The sequence below is a fragment of the Comamonadaceae bacterium OTU4NAUVB1 genome, assembly GCA_024372625.1.
Taxonomy (GTDB): Bacteria; Pseudomonadota; Gammaproteobacteria; order Burkholderiales; family Burkholderiaceae_C; genus Variovorax.
Map to the genome: position 1 here is coordinate 1485702 of CP099605.1, position 22482 is coordinate 1508183.

Consider the following 22482-nt stretch of genomic DNA (forward strand, 5'->3'; position numbering starts at 1 on the left):
TTCAGGCGAGCTGCTGGTCGATGAAGGCGGTGAGCTGAGCCTTGCTCATGGCGCCGACCTTGGTGGCGGCGAGCTGGCCGTCCTTGAAGATCATCAGCGTGGGGATGCCGCGGATGCCGAACTTGGCCGGGATGTCGCGGTTCTCGTCGACGTTCATCTTGGCGACCTGGAGCTTGCCCTTGTAGGTGTTGGAGACCTCGTCGAGGATCGGCGCGATCATCTTGCACGGACCGCACCACTCGGCCCAGTAATCCACCAGCACCGGCTGGCCGGACTTGAGCACGTCGGCTTCGAAAGAGGAATCGGAGATGTGTTTGATGAGTTCGCTGGCCATGGTTTCAGTCCTTGAAGCGCTGGGGGTACGGCCGCCGTGCGGAGGCCGCTAAAGTGCGATTCATTGTGACAGAAACGACCCTGGCGACACGGGGGGCGGGACACCGCCTTTCCTATGGACGCGATGGGCGCAGCGGGGTTGGAAAGGGCGTGCGACGCCCCCATCTGGTCGCTCCCTGGTCTCCCGCCAATCCTGCCGATCCTGCCCCGGACGGCGCCGACCCCTCCAGGCGCCGCCTCCGGGTTCGCCGCCGCGCGGCGGCCGCCGCCGCCCCGACCCCCTCCCAGCCGATCGAATGCCCGCCATGTCCATGAATCCGCCGCCTCCCGCCCATCCCGTGCAGGCGCTCTGGTGCGACCCGGTCGAGGGTCTGGTGGCGCGCATCGACGGCGTCCTGGCGCGGCGTGGCGTGCGGCCCGCGCGCTGCGTCGTGCTCGTGCCCTATGCCCAGCTCATCGGCGTGGCCGAGGCGATGTGGGCACGCTGCGCGACGGCCCATGGCGCGCCGCGCTTCGAGACCACGCGCAACTGGGCGCGCGGCATGGGGGATTTCACGTCCGCGCCGCACGACCTGGTCTTCGACATGGCGCGCGACCTGGTGGCCGCCCAGGCACTGCTCGCGCAGACCAGCTTCGGGGCCGAGAAGCAGGCGCTCGCCGGCGGCCTGGTCGAGCTGGCCTGCCAGCTCGCGCCGCTGGCCGCCGCGCGCCACCCCGACGACCGCGCCGCCTGGATGCTGGCGCTGCAGTCGGCCCTGCGCATCGAGGGCGACGCCGAGTGGTTCAAGACCGAGGGCGCGCTCAACGCCATCGCGCTGGCATGGGTCGCCACCACGTCCTACGCCACCGACGTGCTGCTGCGGGGTCCGGAAGCCACCCACGTGGACCTGCTGATCGTGCTGGAGGGCCTGCAGGCCGATCCGCTGGCGCTCGCCCTGTGCGAGCGCTGGGGCGAGGCCGCCGTGCGCCTGCCGTTCCCGGCCTGCCCGGCGCCGCCCGGGCCCGCCCGGGTGCATGCCGCGGCCGACCCGCAGGACGAGGCCGAGCGCGCCGCCGCCTGCGTGATGGAACGGCTGGCCGAGGGCCACGCCGCGGTCGCGCTGGTCGCCACCGATCGCGTGCTCACGCGCCGCATCGCCGCGCAGCTCCAGTCGCTGGGCGTGCCCACGCACGACGAGACCGGCTGGAAGCTCTCCACCACGCGCTCCGCCGCGACCCTCATGGGGGCGCTGCGGGCCTGCGCGCGCGAGGCCACGAGCGACGAGGTGCTGGACTGGCTCAAGGGCACGGGCGATCTGCCGGCCGGGGAGATCGACGCCCTGGAGACGCGCCTGCGCCGCGAGGGCCTGCGCGAGTGGCGCCGCTGGTCGCGCGCCATCGCCGCCGGTGCGCGCGAGGAGGACGCCGCGCTGCGGCGCCTGACCGCCCTCGTGGAGGCGCGCCGCGCCGGGCTGTCGAAGGCGCGCGCGCTCGACGACTGGCTGCGCGACCTGCGCCGCCTGCTGGAGGCCACGCTCGCCTGGGACGCGCTGGCCGCCGATGCGGCGGGCGCCGGCGTCGTGGCGGCGCTGTGGCTCGATGCCGGCACCGACGCGGCGGAAGGCGGCGACCGGGGCGAGGGCGGCCCGGCGGCCGGCGGCGCCGGCGCCGCCGCGCCCGCGCGCCGCCTCTCCGGTGGCCGTTTCACGCTCGGCGAATTCACCGGCTGGGTGCGCGACGTGCTCGAGGCCGGCAGCTTCGTGCCGCCGGCCGGCGGCGCCGCCTCGCACGTCATCGTGCTGCCGATGCAGCAGCTGCTCGGCCGTGCCTTCGACGCGGTGGTGATGCCCGGCTGCGACGAGCGCCGCGTGCCGGCCTCGCCCGAGCCGCCCGGCGCCTGGACGGCGGCGCAGCGCCTGGCGCTGGGGTTGCCTTCGCGCGAGGCGCTCGAGGCCGCCCAGCGCGCGGCCTGGGCGATGGCCCTGTGCCAGCCGCGCTGCGACCTGCTCTGGCGGGCGGCCGATTCGACCGGCGAGCCGATGCGGCCGAGCGCGCTGCTGCAGGCGCTGCGCCTGGATGGCGGCGCCGTCGACGCCGCCGATCCGCGCGTCGCCGATCCGGTCGCGCTGCGTCCCACGGCGCGCCCCGCGCCCCGTGGCGACGAACTGCCGCTGGCCACCGTCTCCACCAGCGTCTACGAGGACCTGCGCCGCTGTCCGTACCGCTTCTTCGCGCTGCGCCAGCTCGGCCTGCGCAATGCCGAGGAGATCGACTCGCAGGTCGACAAGCGCGACTTCGGCAACTGGCTGCACGCCGTGCTCGGGCACTTCCACGAGACGCTGCGCCACGCCGCCGATGCCGACCGGACGGCGCGTCTGGCGCTCATCGAGCAGGCCGCCGAGCGCGCCACGCGCGAGGCGGCCTTGGGCGCGGCGGAGTTCCTGCCCTTCGCCGCCGCCTGGCCGGCGGTGCGCGACGGCTACCTCGACTGGCTGCGCACGCACGAGGCCGGCGGCGCCGTGTTCGTCGAGTCCGAGCCCTGGATGCGCCAGCCCCTGGGCCGGCTGGAACTGGTCGGACGGCTCGACCGGATCGATCGCACCGCCGATGGCCGCGCCTTCGTCATCGACTACAAGACCGAGGCCCTCAAGACCACCGAGGACCGCGTCAAGGACCCGGCCGAGGACACCCAGCTGGCGTTCTACGCCGCGCTCATGGCCGACGACACCCTGCGCGCGGCGTATGTCAACGTCGGCGAGCGCGCGCCCGGCACGAAGACGGTGGAGCAGCCGGACGTCGTCGCGGCGCGCGACGCGCTGGTCGACGGCCTGATGACCGACTTCGCGCGCATCGCCGACGGCGCGCCGCTGCCGCCGCTGGGCGAGGGCGCGGTCTGCGACCATTGCGACGCGCGCGGCCTGTGCCGCCGCGATTCGTGGAGCGACGACGCCGTCGCGACGGCGCCGCAGGGCGCCGGGGGCCTGGCGGGCGACGACCGCGTCGGGGCCGCCGACGTGGGGGTCGAGCCGCCACCGCCGGAAGCCGAGGACCTGCCGGTGGCCACCGCGCCCGCGTACGAGCACAACGGACGGCCGGTCGCGCGCGAAGACTTCTACCGCATCGCCTGCGACCCGCGCCGCAACGTCGCGGTGGAGGCCTGCGCCGGCGCCGGCAAGACCTGGATGCTCGTCTCGCGCATCGTCCGCGCGCTCCTGGAGGAGGGCGAGGGCGCCTGCGAGCCGCACGAGATCCTGGCGATCACCTTCACCCGCAAGGCCGCCGGCGAGATGGGCGCGCGGCTCGACCAGTGGCTCGCGCAGTTCGCGGGTCAGACGCCCGAGGTCCTCGCGACCGAGCTGGTGCTGCGCGGCATGGCGCCGGGCGCCGCCGCCGCCGCCGCGCCGCGCCTGAAGGGGCTGTACCGGCGGCTGCTCGACGGCGGCCGGCCGGTGCAGTTCCGCACCTTCCACGCCTGGTTCGCCGGCCTGGTGCGCAATGCGCCGATGGCCGCGCTGACGGCGCTGGGCCTGCCGGCGCACTACGAGCTGCTGGAGGACGACGCCGAGGCGCGCGGCCAGGCGTGGCGACCGTTCTTCGAGGCGGTGGCGGCCGATGCCGACGCGCTCGCCGACTACCGGGCGCTGGTCGCGACGCACGGGCGCTCGCAGATCGCCAAGGCGCTGGGCGAGGCCCTGACGCGGCGCGTGGAGTTCACGCTGTCGGAGCCGGCCACGGCGGTCCAGCCGTTCGGCGCGCTGCATCCGTCGCTCGACGGCCTGCGCGAGCCCGCCGACGCGCTGGCCACCGAAGCGGCGCGGCGCGAATGGCTCGCGCGCGCCGCCGCGCTCGGCGGCGAGACCAACAAGACCCCGCAGAAGGCGGCCGAGGCGATCGTCGAGGTCTTCGGCGGCGGCGTGCCGGCCGTCGAGGACGGCGCCGCGGCGCTGGCGCGGCTGCGCAAGGCCTTCTTCGTCGCCGCCGAGGACCGCCTGACCAACCACCTGCGCAAGTACGGCGCCGCCCAGTCGGCCGAGGCCGAGCTCCAGGTGCTGTGCGCGGCCCAGGCCCAGCACGCGGCGTGGTGCCACCAGCAGCGCATGACGCGGCTCGCGCGGCTGCTGATCGACGCCTTCTCCGAGGTCAAGCGCCGCAACGGCTGGATCGACATGAACGACATCGAGCAGGCCGCGCAGCTGCTGCTGGGCCAGTCGGCGCTGTCGGGCTGGGTGCAGGAGCGGCTCGACGCGCGCGTCGCGCACCTGCTGATCGACGAGTTCCAGGACACCAATCCGCTGCAGTGGCAGGCCCTGCATGCCTGGCTGAGCGGCTACAGCGGCGCCGGCGCGCGGCCGCCGGGCGTGTTCGTCGTCGGCGACCCCAAGCAGAGCATCTACCGTTTCCGGCGCGCCGAGCCCCAGGTGTTCATCGCGGCCAAGGACTTCGTGCGCGCCGGCCTGGGCGGCGAGCTGCTGAGCTGCGACCACACCCACCGCAACGCGCGGCGCGTCGTCGGCCTGGTCAACCACGCGATGCGCGCGGCCCAGGCGCAGGACCAGTTCGAGGGCTTTCGCGACCACAGCACCCAGCGCGCGGACGGCGGCGCCGTCCAGAAGCTGCCCGCCATCGCCCGCGACGCCGTGACGGCACTGGCCGGGGCGGACCCCGATCGGGACGACGGCGCGGACGCGCTGCGCTGGCGCGACAGCCTCTCGACCCCCCGCGTGCTGCCCGAGACGCGCCTGCTGCAGCTCGAATGCGAGCAGGCCGCGCGCTGGGTCGCCGCGCGCATCGCCGAGGGCGTCGCGCCCAAGGAGATCATGGTGCTGGCCCGTCGCCGCAGCCGCCTGACGGCGATGCAGGACGCGCTGCGCGCCCGTCGCATCGCCACCGAGCAGCCCGAGAAGAACGACCTGCACGATGCCTCGGAGGTGCAGGACGTGATCGCGCTGGTCGACGCGCTGGTCTCGCCGGCGCACGACCTGTCGCTGGCGCGCGCGCTGAAGTCGCCGCTGTTCGGCCTGGACGACGCGGCGCTGGTGGCGCTGGCGCTGCGCCAGCGGGCGCGGCCGGGGACGAACTGGTCGGCGCTGCTGGGGCTCGACGCCACGGCGCCGGACGGCGGCGCGGACGGCGGGCGGGATCGGGAAGGCGACCGCGACGGCTTCGACGCCCGGGCCCCGGCCGGCCTCGACGAGATGCCCGATTTCAGCGACGTGCCCGACTTCGAGGAACCCTTCGCAGGCACCGGACGCGACGAGGCCGCCGTCGATTTCTCCGACGGCGCCGGCGCGCACGGTCCGGCATCGGCTCCGGCAGCGGCACCGGCGCCCACCGATGCGTCGGCGGCGCCGCTCGCGCCGCTGCCCCCCGCGCTCGCGGCCGCCGTGCCGGTGCTGCGGCGCTGGCGCGACTGGCTGCGCGCGCTGCCACCGCACGACGCGCTCAGCGCCATCTACGAGGACGCGGACGTGCTCGCGCGGTTCGGCGCCGCCGCGCCGCCGACCCTGCGCGAGGGCGTGCTGGCCAACCTGCGCGGCCTGCTGGGCGCGGCGCTGGACATCGAGGGCGGGCGCTTCGCCACGCCCTACGCCCTGGTGCGCGCACTGCGCGCGGGCGGCGTGCGGGCGCCCTCGGTGGCGGGACCGGACGCCGTGCGCCTGCTGACCGTGCACGGCGCCAAGGGCCTGGAGGCGGACCACGTGCTGATGCTGGACTGCGACGCGGCCGCGCCGCGCGGCCAGACCATGGGCGTGCTGATCGAATGGAAGGGCGACCAGGCACGGCCCGGCCGCTTCGTCTTCGTGGCCAGCGAGAAGACGCCCCCGGCCTGCGCCGCGACCCTGCTGCGCGACGAGCAGGCGGCGCGCCTGCGCGAGGAACTCAACGGCCTCTACGTCGCCACCACCCGCGCGCGCGACCGCCTGGTGCTGTCGTCGGTGCAGCCCGCGCGCCCGGCCGAGGGCAGCTGGTGGCTGCGGCTGCAGGGACAGTGCGAGCCCCTGGCCGCGCCCGCGCCGGTGCGCCCCACCGGGCACGCCGATGGCGACGCGACCTTCCTGCTGAAGCGCCCGCCGCGCCGGGGGCTGCCGGCGCACCCGACCCTCGTCCCGCCCGCGCCACGCGAACCCACCACCTCCGAATGAACGACCTCCACGCCCTGTCCGCCCCCGTCTCCGCCGCCGCCGAGGCGCCCTCCGATGCCCCGCCCGTGGCCGAGCCCGTCGTCGTCGTCGGCGGCGGCCCCGCGGGCCTGATGGCCGCCGAGGCCCTGAGCGCGGCCGGCGTGCCGGTGCACCTGTACGACGCCATGCCCTCGGTGGGCCGGAAGTTCCTGCTGGCCGGGCGCGGCGGCCTCAACCTCACGCATTCGGAACCGTTCGCGCAGTTCGCCGGCCGCTTCGGCGAGCGTCGCGCGGCCATCGAGCCGATGCTCAGCGCCTTCGGCCCCGACGCGCTGCGCGCGTGGACCGCCGGCCTGGGCGTCGAGACCTTCGTGGGCACCTCCGGCCGCGTGTTTCCCATGGGCATGAAGGCGGCGCCGCTGCTGCGCGCGTGGCTGCATCGCCTGCGCGCGGCCGGCGTGCAGTTCCACATGCGCCATCGCTGGACCGGCGGGCTCGACGCCCACGCCGGCGCGGCGCTCCGGCTGGAGTTCGACACGCCGGCCGGGCCCGTCGAGGCGCGCGCGCGCGCCGTCGTGCTGGCGCTCGGCGGGGCGAGCTGGCCCCGGCTGGGCTCCGATGGCGCCTGGGTGCCGTGGCTGCGCGCCCGCGGCGTCGCCGTCGAGGCGCTGGTGCCGGCGAACTGCGGCTTCGACGTCGGCTGGAGCGAGCACTTCACCGGGCGCTTCGCCGGCTGGCCGCTCAAGTCGGTGGCCCTCGCGTTCACGGACGCGCACGGCCGGCACTTCGCCCGCCGGGGCGAGTTCGTGGCGACCGCCACCGGCATCGAGGGCAGCCTGGTCTATGCCGCCTCGGCGCTGCTGCGCGACGCGATCGCCGCGCAGGGCCATGCGACGCTGCACCTGGACCTGCTGCCCGACCGCAGCGCGGCGCAGGTGCTGGCCGCCGTCGCCCATCCCCGGGGCTCACGCTCGCTCGCGAGCCACCTGAAGGGCCGGCTGGGCCTCGACGGCGTGAAGGCCGGGCTGCTCAACGAGGTGCTGTCGCGCGAGGCGATGCACGATCCGGCGCGGCTCGCGGCGGCGATCAAGGCGCTGCCCCTGCGCCTGGCCGCGGCGCGTCCGGTGGCCGAGGCCATCAGCAGCGCGGGCGGCGTGCGCTTCGAGGCGCTCGACGCACGCCTGCAGTCCGCCGCGCTGCCCGGCGTCTTCTGCGCCGGCGAGATGCTCGACTGGGAAGCGCCGACCGGCGGCTACCTGTTGAACGCGAGCATGGCCAGCGGCCTGGCGGCGGCGCACGGCGTGCTGGGCCGGGAAGCGCACGCGCCGTCGGCGGCGAACGCGCCCGGGTAAGCCGTTCGGCGCATGGGCGGAGCGGGCGCCGGACCGGACCATCCCTGCGCCGCACCAGGCCACGCGCATGCATCCGCACGTCGACATCACGAAGACCCCCGAAGGCGACCACCGCCACGGCGTGCGCATCGGCGACGGCGACGCGCGCCACGTGCGCGAAGGGCCGGCATCGCTCGCGGAGTGCCTGCACGACGCCGCCACGGCGCTCGCCGGGCATTTCGACACCGCCGTCCTCGGCGTCGGTGGGCGGCCGCCCGGCGCCCGTCCCGTCGCGGCGATGGCGCGCCGGACGCTGGCGCTGGCCGAGGCGCTGCGCGCGCGGCTGGGGGTTCCCGCCGCCCAGGGCCGCCGGTCCGGGGAGACGCCCGGCGAGGGGGCGAATCCTATAATCGACGGGCATCCAGCCCCTCGAATCCAGCGGCCGGCGGGCCTTCCAGGACCGGCGGCGCGAGCACCTCCACATCCCATGAGCCAGCCCACCTTCACGGTCGCGGACATCCGCAAGACCTTCCTCGATTTCTTCGCCTCGAAGGGCCACACGATCGTCGCGTCGAGCCCGCTGGTGCCGGGCAACGACCCGACGCTGATGTTCACGAACTCGGGCATGGTCCAGTTCAAGGACGTGTTCCTGGGCGAGGACAAGCGCCCCTACGTGCGCGCGACCTCGGTCCAGGCCTGCCTGCGCGCCGGCGGCAAGCACAACGATCTGGAGAACGTGGGCTACACCGCGCGCCACCACACCTTCTTCGAGATGCTGGGCAACTGGAGCTTCGGCGACTATTTCAAGCGCGAGTCGCTGCAGTGGGCCTGGGAACTGCTCACCGAGGTCTACAAGCTGCCGGCCGAGCGCCTGCTGGCCACGGTCTACGAGGAGGACGACGAGGCCTACGACATCTGGACGAAGGAGATCGGCCTGCCGCCCGAGCGCGTGATCCGCATCGGCGACAACAAGGGCGGGCGCTACAAGTCCGACAACTTCTGGATGATGGCCGACACCGGCCCGTGCGGTCCGTGCAGCGAGATCTTCTACGACCACGGCCCCCACATCCCCGGCGGCCCGCCCGGCAGCCCGGACGAGGACGGCGACCGCTTCATCGAGATCTGGAACAACGTGTTCATGCAGTTCGACATGGCCGCCGACGGCAGCGTCGCGCGCCTGCCCGCGCCCTGCGTGGACACCGGCATGGGCCTGGAGCGCCTGGCGGCGATCCTGCAGCACGTCCACAGCAACTACGAGATCGACCTGTTCGACGCTCTGGTCAAGGCCGCCGCGCGCGAGACCGGCACCACCGACCTCGGCAACAACAGCCTGCGCGTCATCGCCGACCACATCCGCGCCACGGCGTTCCTGGTGACCGACGGCGTGGTGCCCTCCAACGAGGGCCGTGGCTACGTGCAGCGCCGCATCGTGCGCCGCGCCATCCGCCACGGCTACAAGCTCGGGCAGAAGAAGCCGTTCTTCCACAAGCTGGTGCCCGACCTGGTGGCGCTGATGGGCGAGGCCTACCCGAAGCTGGTGGCCGACGAGGCCCGCATCGTCGAGGTGCTCAGGACCGAGGAGGAGCGCTTCTTCGAGACGCTGGCCAACGGCATGGAGATCCTCGACGCGACCCTGGCCGGCGACGCGAGGACGCTGCCGGGGGACGTCGCCTTCAAGCTGCACGACACCTTCGGCTTCCCGCTGGACCTGACGCAGGACGTCTGCCGCGAGCGCGGCGTGAGCGTGGACGCCGAGGGCTTCGCCGCCGCGATGGAGAAGCAGAAGGCCGCCGGCCGCGCCGCGGGCAAGTTCAGGATGGACCGCAATGTCGACTACGCCGGCCACGGCAACGTCTTCACGGGTTACGAAAGCCTGGAGGAATCCGCCCGCGTCGTCGCGCTCTACGCCGACGGCGTGGCGGTCGGCGAACTCGCCGAGGGCCAGGCGGGCATCGTCGTGCTGGACACCACCCCGTTCTATTCGGAGAGCGGCGGCCAGGTCGGCGACCAGGGCTTCATCGGCGCGGAGGGCGTGCAGTTCGGCGTCGAGGACACGCAGAAGATCAAGGCCGACGTCTTCGGCCACCACGGCACGCAGACCCAGGGCACGCTCAGGGTGGGCGACGCGGTCCGGGCCACGGTCGACGGCGACCGGCGCGCGGCCACGCAGCGCAACCACAGCGTCACCCACCTGATGCACAAGGCGTTGCGCGACGTGCTGGGCACGCACGTGCAGCAGAAGGGCTCGCTGGTCGATGCCGACAAGACGCGCTTCGACTTCGCCCACGGCGCGCCCGTGACGCCGGCGCAGGTGCTGGAGATCGAGCGGCGCGTCAACGCCCAGATCCTGTCGAACGAGGCGAACGTCGTGCGCGTGCTGCCCATCGAGGAAGCGCAGAAGACCGGCGCGATGATGCTGTTCGGCGAGAAGTACGGCGAGACGGTGCGCGTGATCGACATCGGCGACAGCCGCGAACTCTGCGGCGGCACCCACGTGCGGCGCACCGGCGACATCGGCCTGTTCAAGGTGACGGGCGAGGGCGGCGTCGCCGCCGGCGTGCGCCGCATCGAGGCCGTCACCGGCGCCAACGCGCTGCACTACCTGCAGGACCTGGAATCGACCGTGCACAGCGTCGCGTCGACCCTGCGCACGCCGGCGGCGGAGCTGCAGTCGCGCCTGGGCCAGGTGCTCGACCAGATGAAGTCGCTGGAACGCGAGATCGGCGCGCTCAAGGGCAAGCTGGCGTCCTCCAAGGGCGACGAGCTGGTCGGACAGGCCGTGGACGTGGGCGGCGGCGTCCAGTTGCTGGTGGCCTGGCTCGACGGCGGCGACGCCAGGACCCTGCGCGACACCATGGACAAGCTCAAGGACAAGCTGACGTCGGCCGTGGTGGTGCTGGCCGTGGTCGAGGGGGCCAAGGTGCAGCTGGCCGCGGGCGTGACCGGCGGCGCGCTGGGCCGGGTCAAGGCGGGCGAACTGGTCAACTTCGTCGCCCAGCAGGTCGGCGGCAAGGGCGGCGGCAAGCCCGACATGGCGATGGCCGGCGGCACGGACGCCGGCGCGCTGCCGGGCGCGCTCGCGTCGGTGCGCGACTGGGTGGCCGGACGGCTCTGAACGCCCGGGAGGCGTCGCGCCGGCAGGAGTGGCGGCAGCGGCAGCCCCGTCCGGCGGCTGCCGACGCGATGGCTTTCGTTCCTCCTACATGGCGGGCGGGTGGGTCGGCCGATGACATCGCCTTCATCGAACCATCGACAGGAAGGAGCGTTCCATGCCCAGAGGTGACAAGTCCGCCTACACCGACAAGCAGAAGCGGCAGGCCGAGCACATCGAGGAGGGGTACGAGCAGCGCGGCGTGCCCAAGGACGAGGCCGAGGCGCGCGCCTGGGCCACCGTCAACAAGGAGAGCGGCGGCGGCAAGAAGAGCGGTTCGGGGCGCGGCCAGCCCGAGGACCATGCGCCGTCCCGCAAGGGCGGCAGGACCGGCGGCGCCGCCTCGGCCGCCCGCACGCCGGAACAGCGCTCCGCCTCGGCGAAGAAGGGCGCCGAGACCCGCAAGCGCAACGCCGCGGCGTCCTGAGGCGGCGTCCCGCGCAAGCCGATGACCCGTGCCGGCCGAGGGGCAGGCTTGACGCCCGGAGAGTCCGATGTTGTGATTTAGTTCACACAACAACAGGACTCCCCATGTACCCCCTCGATTCATCGCGCCGCTCGTTCTTCCGTCTGGGCTACGGCGCACTCGGCCTGGCCGCCAGCGTCGGCGCCCTGTCGTCCCATGCCGCCGAGGGTCCGAAGACCACCATGACCCCGGCGCAGGCGCTGGCCAAGCTCAAGCAGGGTCACGAGGACTTCCTGAACGACAAGCCGTTGCTCAAGACCGCGCGCGACAGCGACCGGCGCCTGGCGATCGCGCGCGCGCAGGTTCCCTTCGCCGTGCTGGTGGGGTGTTCGGACAGCCGCGTTCCGCCCGAACTCCTGTTCGACACCGGCCTGGGCGAGCTCTTCATCGTGCGCAACGCGGGCAACACGATCGACACGGTGGCCATGGGCAGCATCCAGTACGCCGTGCAGGTGCTCAACGTGCCGCTGGTCCTGGTGCTGGGCCACGAGCGCTGCGGCGCGGTGGACGCGGCGGTGTCGGTGGTGGAGAAGAACACGGTCTTCCCGGGCAGCATCGGGCAGATGGTCGAGCCGATCATCCCGGCGGTGCTCAAGGCCAAGGCGATGGGCGCCGCTGGCGACGGACTCCTGGACGGCGCGGTGCGCGAGAACGTGCGTCGCACCGTCGAGCGGCTGCGCACCGGCGAGCCGACGCTGGCCGATCCGATCAAGGCGGGCAAGCTGATGGTCGTCGGCGCGCGCTACGACCTCGACGACGGCAAGGTCGATTTCTTCGTCCAGTGAGCCCGCGGGCCCCCCGGCCGGGACGGGCCCTCAGCGCAGGAACACCAGGTCCCAGACGCCGTGGCCCAGGCGCAGGCCACGGTTCTCGAACTTGGTGAGCGGCCGGTAGGCGGGTTTCGGAGCGAAGCCGGTGGCTGCCGGTTCTTCCGCTGCGACAGGATGCGCCGGGGTCGCCGCGTTGCGCAGCAGCGGCTCTCCCGAAAGCACCTCGAGCATCTGCTCGGCATAGGGCTGCCAGTCGGTGGCGCAGTGCAGGTAGCCGCCCGGGGCGATGCGCTCGGCGAGCTTGCGCACCAGCGGCGGCTGGATCAGACGGCGCTTGTTGTGGCGCGCCTTGTGCCACGGATCGGGAAAGAAGACGTGCACGCCCGCGAGCGTGGCCGGCTCGATCATGTGGTCGAGCACGTCGACGGCATCGTGCGCGCAGATGCGGATGTTCGCGAGGCCCTGTTCGCCGATGCGCTTGAGCAGCGCGCCGACACCGGGCTCGTGGACCTCGCAGCACAGGAAATTGGTCTCGGGCATCAGCGCGGCGATGTGCGCGGTGGCCTCGCCCATGCCGAAGCCGATCTCCAGCACGGTCGGCGCCTGGCGCGAGAACGCGGCCTCGAGGTCGAGCGGCTCGGCACGGTAGGGCAGCAGGAAGCGCGGGCCGATCTGCTCGTAGGCGCGCTTCTGGCCGTCGGTGGTGCGGCCGGCGCGCTTGACGAAACTCTTGAGGCGGCGGTGAAGGGGATGGGGGCTCGCGGGGTCGCTCGGGCCGTCGGCGTCGGGGGACGGGCTGGAATCGGGGAGGGTAGGGTTCGTCACGGGCGCGGATTGTAGAGATCGCGCCACGGCGCGATCCAGCCGGCCAGGGCCGTGGCCGGATCGTCGCCCGAGCCCGCCGGCAGCACCGACACGCCGGGCAGCCCGAGCGCGCGCGCCGCCGCGTCGAGCGCGGCGGCGGCCATCGCCGGCGTGGCGGTGTCGATCGCGCGGGCGCCGTTCTGTTTGGAGAGTTTCTGCCCGTCGTCCGCCAGCACCAGCGGCGTGTGCAGGTAGCTCGGGGTGGGCAGGCCCAGGGCGCGTTGCAGCAGGATCTGGCGCGCGGTGTTGGCCGCCAGGTCCGCGCCGCGCACGACGTCGGTCACGCCCTGGTCGGCGTCGTCGACCACCACGGCGAGCTGGTAGGCCCAGGGCCCGTCGGCGCGCCGCAGCACGAAGTCGCCGACCTCGGCGGCCACGTCCTGATGCTGCGGTCCGAGCCGGCGGTCGGTCCAGGCGACGTCGGCATCGGCCGTCGCGGCGCCGTCGTCCAGCGGTCGCACGGCGAAGCGCCAGGCCCGGGGCGGGCGTCCGCCCAGGCCGCAGCGGCAGGTCCCCGGGTACACGCGCTCGCCATGCCGACGGTGCGCCACGCCGTGCCGGGCCAGCGCCTGGTCGATGTCCCTGCGCGAGCAGGCGCACGGGTAGGCGCGGCCGGAGGCCGCCAGCCGCGCCAGGGCGTGCGCGTAGCGGTCGGTGCGGTCGCTCTGGCGCACCGGCGGCGCGTCCGGGATCAAGCCGCAGGCGGCGAGCTGGCCCAGGATGTGTTCGCCCAGCCCCGGCAGGCAGCGTCCGGTGTCGGCGTCCTCGATGCGCACCAGCCAGCGGGCGCGGGGGCCGCGCGCGCGCACGTCGAGCCAGCTCGCCAGCGCCGCGACCAGCGAGCCGGCGTGCAGCGCGCCGGTGGGCGAGGGCGCGAAGCGGCCGACCGCGTCCGCATCCGACGTCGCGTTCACCGCCGGGTCGTCACAGCGCCGCGAGCGCGAGCGAGAGCCCCGAGAGGAACGCGTCCTCGACCCGGTGACCCATGCACCAGTCGCCCGCCAGGCCGATGCGCGCCTTGGCGTCCCACAGGTGCGGCTGGCCCAGCGGCGTCTGGGTCTGGGCCTCGGGCCAGCAGCGTGCCCGCGCGTGGCTGGGCGTGGCGTGGATGCCCGTGATCTCGGAGAAGGCGCGCAGCAGCTTGGCCTCGACGCGCGCGGCATCGTCGCGCAGATGTTCCTGCGACCACGCGGGACTGGCCTGCAGGGTCCAGCGCTCGACGGCGTCGCGCCCGGGCTTGGAGGATTCGCGCGCCAGCCAGGCCACCCGGTGGTGCGTGCTGCGCGCCACGTTCCATTGCGGGCCCAGGTGGGACAGCGTCGCCTGGTTGGCCTGCGGGAAGGCGATCATCAGCGTCCAGCAGGGCGAGGCCTGGACCTTGGCGATGGCGCGGCCGAGCGCCGCGGGCAGCGCCGACCTCGCGCTCGCCACCGTGCCGGAGTCGAGGGCACCCTGGCCCAGCAGGCGCCGCGCGCAGGCCGGCGGCACGGTCAGCAGGACGGCGTCGAAGCCCGAATGGACGCCGGTGGCGCCGTCCGCGCCCTCGGTGCGCAGTTGCCAGCGGCGGCGGTCCAGCGCATCGGGCTCGATGCGCGTCACGCGCGCGTCGGCCACCAGGCGCTCACCCAGCGGGGCGGCCCAGTGCCCGACCAGGGACCCCATGTCCGGCTGCGCGACCCAGTGGCGCTCCGGCGAGGGCCGGGCGGCCTCGGCCACGCGGCCGTGGGGGTCGAGCACGCGCACGAGGTTGGCGCTCCAGGGCTTGCACACGCCCGGTGCCGTCTTCAGCGCCAACTCGAAGCGCGGGTCGCGCACGGTGAAGTACTGGGCGCCGCTGTCGAACGAGCCGAAGGGCGTCGATTCGCTCGCCATGCGGCCGCCGGGAGCGGCCTCGCGCTCGAACACCACGACCTCGTGGCCGGCCTGCATCAGCGTGCGCGCGCAGGCCACCCCGGCGATGCCCGCGCCGATCACCGCGAAGCGCCGCGGCGTCGGTCCGCCGGGTGCGGCCTCCCCGGCGTCGGGCGCCGGCCGGGCGCGTGGCGGCGCGACGGTGGGATTTCGGTGGCGGTCGGGGCGGCGGCGGGTGGACATGGCGGGTCTCTTCTTTCGTTCGGGTCGTGATGGAAAGCCCGGCGGCGGCGCGGCGTGGCCGGCGGGCCCGCGGGGAGGGCTGCGGTTGACTCTACATCGTCGGCTTTCAGCGCTCGCGGTGGCGCTCCAGCAGCGCGCGGCGCGTGGCCTCGGGTTCGAGCCGCGCGAGCCACCATTCGAGCGCGCGGCCCGGCCTTCCGGTCGCCGGCGGACGCCAGGCGATGTGCATCTGGCCGATCGGGTTGGCGCGCTCGGTCCGGCGTTCCACCAGATGCCCGGCCTCGATCCAGGGCCGCGCCATCGGCTCCGGCAGGAAGCCGCCACCCAGCCCGCGCAGCTGGGCGGCCAGCTTGGCCTGCATGGTCGGCACGGTCAGCACGTCCTGGCCGCCGACGAGGTTGACGGTCATGCCCTCGCCCTCGCGCGCCGAATCGGCCACGGCGACGGCCCGGTGCGCGCGCAGCACCGCGTCGCCCAGCGGCTCGGACTCGGCGGCGAGCGGGTGGTGCGGCGCCACGGCGTAGACGAATCGCAATTCGCCCAACGGCCGGGTGCGCACGCCTTGCGCCGTGAAGGCAAGGCTCGACGCGTCGAGCACCGAGCCGATGGCCAGGTCGGCCTGGCCGCTGGCCAGCGCGCCGATGGTGCCCAGCAGCGTCTCGTCGCGCAGCTTCAGGCGCGTGGGAGGGCGCTCGGCGTAGAAGTCGCCCACCAGGTCGAGCAGCGGCGCGCGCGCGATGACGCCGTCGAGGGCGATGGTGAACAGCGGCTCCCAGCCCGTGGCCACGCGCCGCACCCGGTTGGCGACCGATTCCAGGTCGGCCAGCATGCGCGGCGCCTCGCGCAGCAGCTCCGCGCCCGCCTCGGTCAGGCGCGCCTGCCGCGCGCTGCGGTCGAACAGCAGCACGTCGAGCGCGTCCTCGATCTGGCGCACCCGGTAGCTCAGGGCGCTGGGCACCAGGCCCAGCTCGCGCGACGCGCCGGCGAAGCTGCCGGTGCGCACCACCGCCTGCAGCATCGAAAGGGCGTCGGGCGTCAGGGCGTCGCGTGCGGCAGGCATCGGTTTGTTCAATCAAAAAATTCGAATGATGCCTTCAAAGCGTGTCGCCCGCCAGCTTGCAGTGGCGCCCTAAAGTCACAGACATCCGCCGCGCACAGGGTGCGGCATCCAGGAAAGGCCCTCGGGGCCAAGGAGTTCAACGATGTTGACGATTCGCAAATCCCAGGACCGTGGCCATGCCAACCACGGCTGGCTCGATTCCTTCCACAGCTTCTCGTTCGCCGGCTACCACGACCCGGCGCACATGGGTTTCGGCAACCTGCGCGTGATCAACGAGGACCGCGTCGCCGGGGGCGCCGGCTTCGGCACGCACGGCCACAAGGACATGGAGATCATCAGCTACGTGCTCTCGGGCGAGCTGGCGCACCGCGACAGCATGGGCAACGTCGAGACGATCCCGCCGGGCGACGTCCAGCGCATGAGCGCGGGCCGTGGCGTGATGCACAGCGAGTTCAACCACAAGGCCGAGGAGACCACGCACTTCCTGCAGATCTGGCTGCTGCCCAACGAGCGCGGCATCGCGCCGGGTTACGAGCAGAAGCACTTCGACGCCGCCGACAAGCGCGGCCGCCTGCGCCTGGTGGCCTCGCCCGACGGCGCCGACGGCTCGGTCACCGTGCATGCGGACGCCCGCCTGTTCGCCGGGCTGTTCGATGGCGCGGAGACCGCCACGCTGGCGCTCGATCCGGCGCGCAAGGGCTACGTGCACCTGGTGCGCGGCGCCCTGGAGGTCAACGGCCGTCCGCTCGCCGCCGGCGACGCCGTGCTGATCGAGGGCGAGTCCGCGCTCGAACTCGCCCGGGGCAGCGATGCCGAGGTGCTGGTGTTCGACCTGGACGCCTGAGCGGCCGTGTCGGGCCGGGGGCGGGTGTCCGTCGAGGAACACCGGCTCCCGGCCCGTCGCGCCACTTTTCCTGTGTTCCACTTTCCTCCCATCCAAGGAGTCTGCCCATGGCCACCACCGCTTCCACCTCGCGCTCTTCCGGCGTGACCACCACTTCCAGCCGGGACGTCGTCGCGCTCGTCGCGCGCGTGCTGATCGCCGCGCTGTTCATTCCGGCGGGCATCGCCAAGCTGACGAACTTCGCCGGCACGGTCGGCTACATCGCGTCCGCCGGCCTGCCGCTGCCGCAGGTCGCCGCCGCCGTCGCGATCGCGGTCGAGCTGGGCCTCGGACTGCTGTTGCTGGCCGGCTTCAAGACGCGCTGGGTCGCGCTGGCGCTGGCCGTGTTCACCCTGGCGGCGTCGTTCGGCTTCCACCACTACTGGTCCATGCCGGCCGACAAGGTGATGGTCAACCAGCTGATGTTCTTCAAGAACCTCGCGATCGTCGGCGGCCTGCTCGCGTTCTGGTCCTTCGGACCGGGGCGCCTGAGCGTCGACGAGCGCTGAGTCCGGCGGCGAAGCGCCGCGCGCCGTCGTGCCTTCCCGATTCCATTCCCCGCAATCCCCATCGTTTCCGATCCGCAGAAAGAACCCTTCCATGTCCAACATCGCCGTCCTCTTCCATTCCGGCTACGGCCATACCCAGCGCGTGGCCCAGGCCGTGGCCGACGGCGCCGGCGCCGAGCTCATCGCCATCGACGCCGACGGCAACCTGCCCGAGGGCGCCTGGGACACCCTGGCGGCCGCCGACGCCATCGTCTTCGGTTCGCCCACCTACATGGGCGGGCCGAGCTGGCAGTTCAAGAAGTTCGCCGACGCGTCCTCGAAGGTGTGGTTCGCGCAGGGCTGGAAGGACAAGCTGTTCGCCGGCTTCACCAACAGTGCCTCCATGAGCGGCGACAAGTACGCCACCCTGGCGGCGTTCTGGACGCTGGCCATGCAGCACGGCGGTCTGTGGGTGGGCCTGGGCATGATGCCCAGCAACACCAAGGGCGTGTCGCGCGACGCGCCCAACTTCGTCGGCGCGTTCGGCGGCCTGATGACGCAATCGCCCTCGGACGCCAGCCCGGCGGAGATGGCGCGCGGCGACCTCGACACGGCGCGCACCTTCGGCGAGCGCATCGCCCAGACCGCGCGTGCCCGCGCCAGCGCCTGAGTTTCCCGAAACGTCCCCCAGGAACACCCGCATGACCTCGCCCCAGCTGCTGCATCCCGCCGACAAGGACCTCGGCGGGGGTTTCAAGGTCCGTCGCCTGCTGCCGGCGGCCAAGCGCCGCTCGGTCGGGCCGTTCGTGTTCTTCGACCACTTCGGCCCGGCCCGGGAGCGGCCCGGCGAGGCGCACGACGTGCGTCCGCACCCGCACATCGGCCTGGCCACGGTCACCTACCTGTTCGAGGGCGCGATGATGCACCGCGACAGCCTGGGCAGCGTGCAGGAGATCCTGCCCGGCGCCATCAACTGGATGACCGCCGGCCGCGGCATCGTGCATTCCGAGCGCAAGCCCGAGCGCCTGAAGGGCGACGAGTACGTCAACCACGGCCTGCAGCTGTGGGCCGCGCTGCCGCGCGCGCTGGAGGAGGTCGAGCCGGGCTTCTCCCACACCGGCAATGGCGACATCCCCGAACTCGACGCGCAGGGCGCCCGCGTGCGGGTGCTGATCGGCGAGGCCTTCGGCGTCCGCTCCCCGGTGCCCACGCTGATGCCCACCCTCTACCTGGACATCGCGCTGCCGGCCGGGGCGCGCTTCGAGCTGCCCGCCCTGGCGCCCGAGCTGGCCGTCTACACGGTCGACGCCGACGTCGCGATCGACGGCGTCGCGGTGGAGGCCCACACCATGGCGCTGCTGCCCGACGCGCGGGGCGCGACCATCGAGACGGCCACGCCTGCGCGCCTGATGGTGGTGGGCGGCGAGCCGCTCGACGGTCCGCGCTTCATCACCTGGAACTTCGTCTCCAGCCGGCGCGAGCGCATCCTGCAGGCGGGCGCCGACTGGCAGGCCCAGCGCATGGGCCAGGTGCCTGGAGAGACCGAGTTCATCCCGCTGCCCGGACCGCCGTTCCAGGTCGCGAGTCCGGCGCCCGACACCGGCACGACGCCGGCCTGAGGCCGCGCGACGGCATCGACGCGCGGCGCGCCGGTGCCCCGGTTTTTTTCCGCGGACGGCGCGGCGTGTCGTCATCGCGTGACCGGAGCCTGATAGGGTGGGCGTCCTGCGGGGCGTCACCCGCTTCCACGGACACGTCCCCCGTCCCACGTCCCGTCTCCTCGTCCTGCCCCATGCCGCTTTCCCGCTCTCCGCTCCTCGCGTCGCTCGTCCTGTGCGCGCTGTGCTGCGCCGCCACCACGGCATGCGCCGCCGCCGTCGAAACCCCGGCCGAACGCGAGGCCGACGGCGCGCCCGAGGACTGGAACCTCCACGGCCAGTCGACCTACATCCGCCAGTTCAAGTCGTCGCTCAACGCGCCCTACGCCGGCGCCAACAGCCTGTCGCCCGGCCGCGAGGGCAGCTACTCGTTCACGGCGACGGTCTACGCCGGCCTGCGCCTCGGACGGCAGACCGAGCTGTACTTCAACCCCGAATTCGTCCAGGGCGTGCCGCTGTCGCGCCTGACTGGCCTGGGTGGCCTGACCAACAGCGAGCTGCAGAAGACCGGCGGCCCCAACCTGATCGGCTACCGCGCCCGTCTCTTCGTGCGCCAGACCTGGGGCCTGGGCGGCGGCGACGACGCGGCCGAGTCCGGCGCCAATCAGCTCGCGGGCCGCTACGACAAGCGCCGCGTCACGCTCACCGTGGGCAACCTCGCGGTGTCGGACCTCTTCGACGGCAGCCGCTACGCCCACGATGGCCGCACCCAGTTCATGAACTGGTCGCTGCTCACGCACGGCGCCTACGACTTCGCCGCCGACTCGCGCGGCTATTCCTGGGGCGGGGCGCTCGAATACCGCAACGGCGACGACTGGAGCCTGCGCGCCGGGCGCTTCGCGATGCCGATCGAGTCCAACGGCCTGAAGCTCGACCGCCGCCTGATGGCGCGCCATGGCGACCAGATCGAGTTCGAGCACCGCCACACCATCGAGGGCCGCGACGGCGCGGTGCGCCTGCTGGGCTTTCGCAACGTCGCGCGCATGGGCGGCTTCCAGGACGCGCTGGACGTCGCGGCGCAGAACGGCACCGCCCCCGACGTGGCGCCGGTGCGCAAGCGCCGCACCAAGGCCGGCGCCGGCATCAACGTCGAGCAGGAGATCGCCGACGGCGTCGGTGCCTTCGCGCGCGTGGCGACCAACAACGGCCGGTCCGAGACCTATGCCTTCGCCGAGATCGACCGCTCGTTCTCGGTCGGCACCGTGGTCACCGGCGGGCGCTGGGGACGCGCCGACGACGCCGTCGGCCTCGCTCTGGCGCGTAACCAGTTGTCGCCCTCGCACCGCGATTTCCTCGCCGCCGGTGGCTACGGCTTCTTCGTCGGCGACGGCCGCCTGACGTACAAGCCCGAGGCGATCACCGAGCTGTACTACCGCGCCGGCTTCCGTGGGCCGCTGCGCCTGCAGAGCGCGCTGACGCTGGGCTTCCAGTTCATCCGCAATCCCGGCTACAACGCCGATCGCGGACCGGTACGCACGGTGGCGGCGCGCCTGCACACGGAGTTCTGAGCCGCCGGTCCGGCGCGGCCGGCCGGCCGGCCGGTGCGGCGGCGTCAGCCCATGTTCGGCTGGCCGTTCGACGCGCCCAGGCCGCCGTCGACCGGCAGCATCACGCCGTTCACGAAGCTCGCGTCGTCGCTCGCCAGGAAGGCGATGACGGCGGCGACCTCGTGGGCCTCGGCGGGGCGGCGCATCGGGATGCGCTCGTTGAACCTGGCCAGCAAGGCCTCGTTGGCCTCCATGTCCTCGGTCATCGGCGTGCGGGTGAAGCTCGGGCAGACGGCGTTGACGCGCACGCCGTCGGCGCCGTGGTCAAGCGCCAGAGAGCGCGTCAGGTTCACGACCGCGCCCTTGGAGGCGTTGTAGAAGCCCATGGCCCAGTCGCCGCCCAGGCCGGAGACCGACGCCGTGTGGACGATGCAGCCCTGGCTCGCGATCAGGTGCGGCATGGCCGCCTTGGCGCCGTGGAAGACGCCGCCGGCGTTGACCGCCATCACGCGGGCCCAGTCCTCCAGCGAACCGTCGACAGCCTTGCCCTCGACCGCGATGCCGGCGTTGCTCACCAGCACGTGCAGTGCGCCGAAGCGCTCGACCGTGGCCTCCACCAGGGCCGCGACCTGGGCGTAGTCGGACACGTCGGTCTCGTGGACCAGCGTGCGGTCCGCGGGCAGGTCGGCGGCGACCTTGTCGAGCTTGGCGCGCGTGCCGCCGGCGAGCACGACTTGGGCGCCTTCCTGGGAGAAGCGACGGGCGGTGGCCTCGCCGATGCCCGAACCCGCGCCGGTGACGATGACCACGCGGTCGGCGAAACGGTGGAGGCCGTGCCTGTTGCTGTTGTTGCTGTTGCTGTTGCTGTTGCTGCTCATGATCGGATTCCTCGGGTGGACGACAGGCCGGCGAGCCTGCGCAACGGCTCGTCCGGCCGGCGTCAGCCAAAGGCGATGCGGCGTGTCGCCCGCCGCTGCGCCGTCCCGCGCGTGGGCGCGGCGGCTAGCGCTTGAGGGCGAGGTCCGGGTCTTCCGACGCCCGCGCGCTGGTGTCGCCGCCGGTGGCGCTCAGGTCCGGGGCCAAGGTGCCCCGGCCGTCGAAGACGAAGCATTCGCCGTGATAGTGCGCCCCGCCGACGTCCTCGAAGTACTTCAGGATGCCGCCCTCGAGCTGCAGCACGTGCTCGACGCCCACCTCGCGCATCAGGATGGCCGCCTTCTCGCAGCGGATGCCACCGGTGCAGAAGCTCACGACGGTCTTGCCGGCGAGCGCGTCGCGGTGCGCGAGGAGGGCGGGCGGGAACCCGGTGAAGCGCTCGATGCGCCAGTCGATCGCGCCGTCGAAGGTGCCGTGGTCGACCTCGAAGGCGTTGCGCGTGTCGAGCATCGCGATCGGCCGGCCATCGTCGTCGTGGCCCTGGTCGAGCCAGCGCTTGAGCGTGCGTGGCGCCACGCCCGGCGCGCGCCCCGCGGCGGGCCGGATGGCCGGGTGATCCATGCGGATGATCTCGCGCTTGACCTTCACCAGCAGGCGCCGGAAGGGCTGCGCGGCCGACCAGCTCTCCTTGGTCTCCAGCGCGTCGAAGCGCGGATCGGCGCGCAGCTCGGCGACGAAGCCGCGCACCGCGCCGGCCTCGCCGGCCAGGAACAGGTTGATGCCCTCGGTCGCCAGCAGGATCGTGCCCCTGAGGTCCAGGGCGGCGGCCCGCGCGCGCAGGTGTTCGCGCAGGACGAGGGGGTCTTCGATGTCGCTGAAGAGGTAGGCGGCGATGTTGAGGATGGAAGGCACGGGCGAAT

At 73.5% G+C, this 22482-nt stretch carries 17 protein-coding genes; 10 read left to right on the plus strand and 7 right to left on the minus strand.

What is annotated here, in order from left to right:
- Position 1: 1 nt before the first annotated feature.
- Complete coding sequence (trxA, locus tag NF681_10415) at positions 2-334, minus strand: thioredoxin TrxA (GenBank protein ID UST55549.1); 333 nt, start codon at positions 332-334, stop codon at positions 2-4.
- Positions 335-638: 304 nt separating this feature from the next.
- Here trxA and NF681_10420 point away from each other — a divergent pair, with 304 nt between their 5' ends.
- The 5 genes from NF681_10420 (at position 639) to NF681_10440 (ending at position 12167) form a co-directional block, all read left to right on the plus strand.
- Complete coding sequence (locus NF681_10420; protein ID UST55550.1) at positions 639-6455, plus strand: UvrD-helicase domain-containing protein; 5817 nt, start codon at positions 639-641, stop codon at positions 6453-6455.
- Positions 6456-6565: 110 nt separating this feature from the next.
- On the plus strand, positions 6566-7786 hold the full coding sequence (locus NF681_10425; protein UST55737.1) for a TIGR03862 family flavoprotein: 1221 nt from the start codon (positions 6566-6568) through the stop codon (positions 7784-7786).
- A gap of 466 nt (positions 7787-8252) precedes the next feature.
- A complete protein-coding gene (alaS, locus tag NF681_10430) occupies positions 8253-10880 on the plus strand; it encodes an alanine--tRNA ligase (GenBank protein ID UST55738.1) in 2628 nt (875 codons plus the stop codon).
- Between the two features lie 154 nt (positions 10881-11034).
- A complete protein-coding gene (locus NF681_10435; GenBank protein ID UST55551.1) occupies positions 11035-11343 on the plus strand; it encodes a plasmid stabilization protein in 309 nt (102 codons plus the stop codon).
- A gap of 104 nt (positions 11344-11447) precedes the next feature.
- Positions 11448-12167, plus strand: a complete 720-nt coding sequence (locus tag NF681_10440) for a carbonic anhydrase (protein ID UST55552.1) — start codon at positions 11448-11450, stop codon at positions 12165-12167.
- A 30-nt stretch (positions 12168-12197) separates the two neighbouring features.
- Here NF681_10440 and trmB read toward each other — a convergent pair whose 3' ends face one another.
- From trmB to NF681_10460, 4 genes are all read right to left on the minus strand, one after another.
- Positions 12198-12977, minus strand: a complete 780-nt coding sequence (gene trmB, locus NF681_10445; GenBank protein ID UST55553.1) for a tRNA (guanosine(46)-N7)-methyltransferase TrmB — start codon at positions 12975-12977, stop codon at positions 12198-12200.
- Positions 12974-13930 carry a tRNA glutamyl-Q(34) synthetase GluQRS gene (gluQRS, locus tag NF681_10450; protein UST55554.1) on the minus strand — a complete coding sequence of 319 codons (957 nt, stop codon included), beginning with the start codon at positions 13928-13930 and terminating at the stop codon, positions 12974-12976. The genes trmB and gluQRS overlap by 4 nt, the downstream gene beginning before the upstream one ends.
- Before the next feature lie 10 nt (positions 13931-13940).
- The gene (locus NF681_10455; protein ID UST55555.1) at positions 13941-15110 is read right to left on the minus strand and encodes an FAD-dependent oxidoreductase; all 1170 of its coding nucleotides are present in this window, start codon (positions 15108-15110) and stop codon (positions 13941-13943) included.
- Between the two features lie 106 nt (positions 15111-15216).
- Positions 15217-16170, minus strand: a complete 954-nt coding sequence (locus NF681_10460) for a LysR family transcriptional regulator (GenBank protein ID UST55556.1) — start codon at positions 16168-16170, stop codon at positions 15217-15219.
- Between the two features lie 142 nt (positions 16171-16312).
- Here NF681_10460 and NF681_10465 point away from each other — a divergent pair, with 142 nt between their 5' ends.
- From NF681_10465 to NF681_10485, 5 genes are all read left to right on the plus strand, one after another.
- On the plus strand, positions 16313-17014 hold the full coding sequence (locus NF681_10465) for a pirin family protein (GenBank protein UST55557.1): 702 nt from the start codon (positions 16313-16315) through the stop codon (positions 17012-17014).
- Positions 17015-17121: 107 nt separating this feature from the next.
- Positions 17122-17562 (plus strand): DoxX family protein, encoded by a 441-nt coding sequence (locus NF681_10470; GenBank protein UST55558.1) that lies wholly within the window; start codon positions 17122-17124, stop codon positions 17560-17562.
- Between the two features lie 91 nt (positions 17563-17653).
- Complete coding sequence (locus NF681_10475) at positions 17654-18211, plus strand: flavodoxin family protein (GenBank protein ID UST55559.1); 558 nt, start codon at positions 17654-17656, stop codon at positions 18209-18211.
- Positions 18212-18242: 31 nt separating this feature from the next.
- A complete protein-coding gene (locus NF681_10480) occupies positions 18243-19160 on the plus strand; it encodes a pirin family protein (protein ID UST55560.1) in 918 nt (305 codons plus the stop codon).
- Between the two features lie 173 nt (positions 19161-19333).
- Positions 19334-20707: a carbohydrate porin gene (locus tag NF681_10485; protein UST55561.1), complete on the plus strand. Its 1374-nt coding sequence runs from the start codon at positions 19334-19336 to the stop codon at positions 20705-20707.
- A gap of 44 nt (positions 20708-20751) precedes the next feature.
- Here the strand turns inward: NF681_10485 and NF681_10490 are convergent, their stop codons facing one another.
- Both NF681_10490 and NF681_10495 read right to left on the minus strand, forming a co-directional pair.
- Complete coding sequence (locus NF681_10490; GenBank protein UST55562.1) at positions 20752-21564, minus strand: SDR family oxidoreductase; 813 nt, start codon at positions 21562-21564, stop codon at positions 20752-20754.
- A gap of 124 nt (positions 21565-21688) precedes the next feature.
- A complete protein-coding gene (locus tag NF681_10495; GenBank protein ID UST55563.1) occupies positions 21689-22474 on the minus strand; it encodes a sulfurtransferase in 786 nt (261 codons plus the stop codon).
- Positions 22475-22482 lie beyond the last annotated feature (8 nt).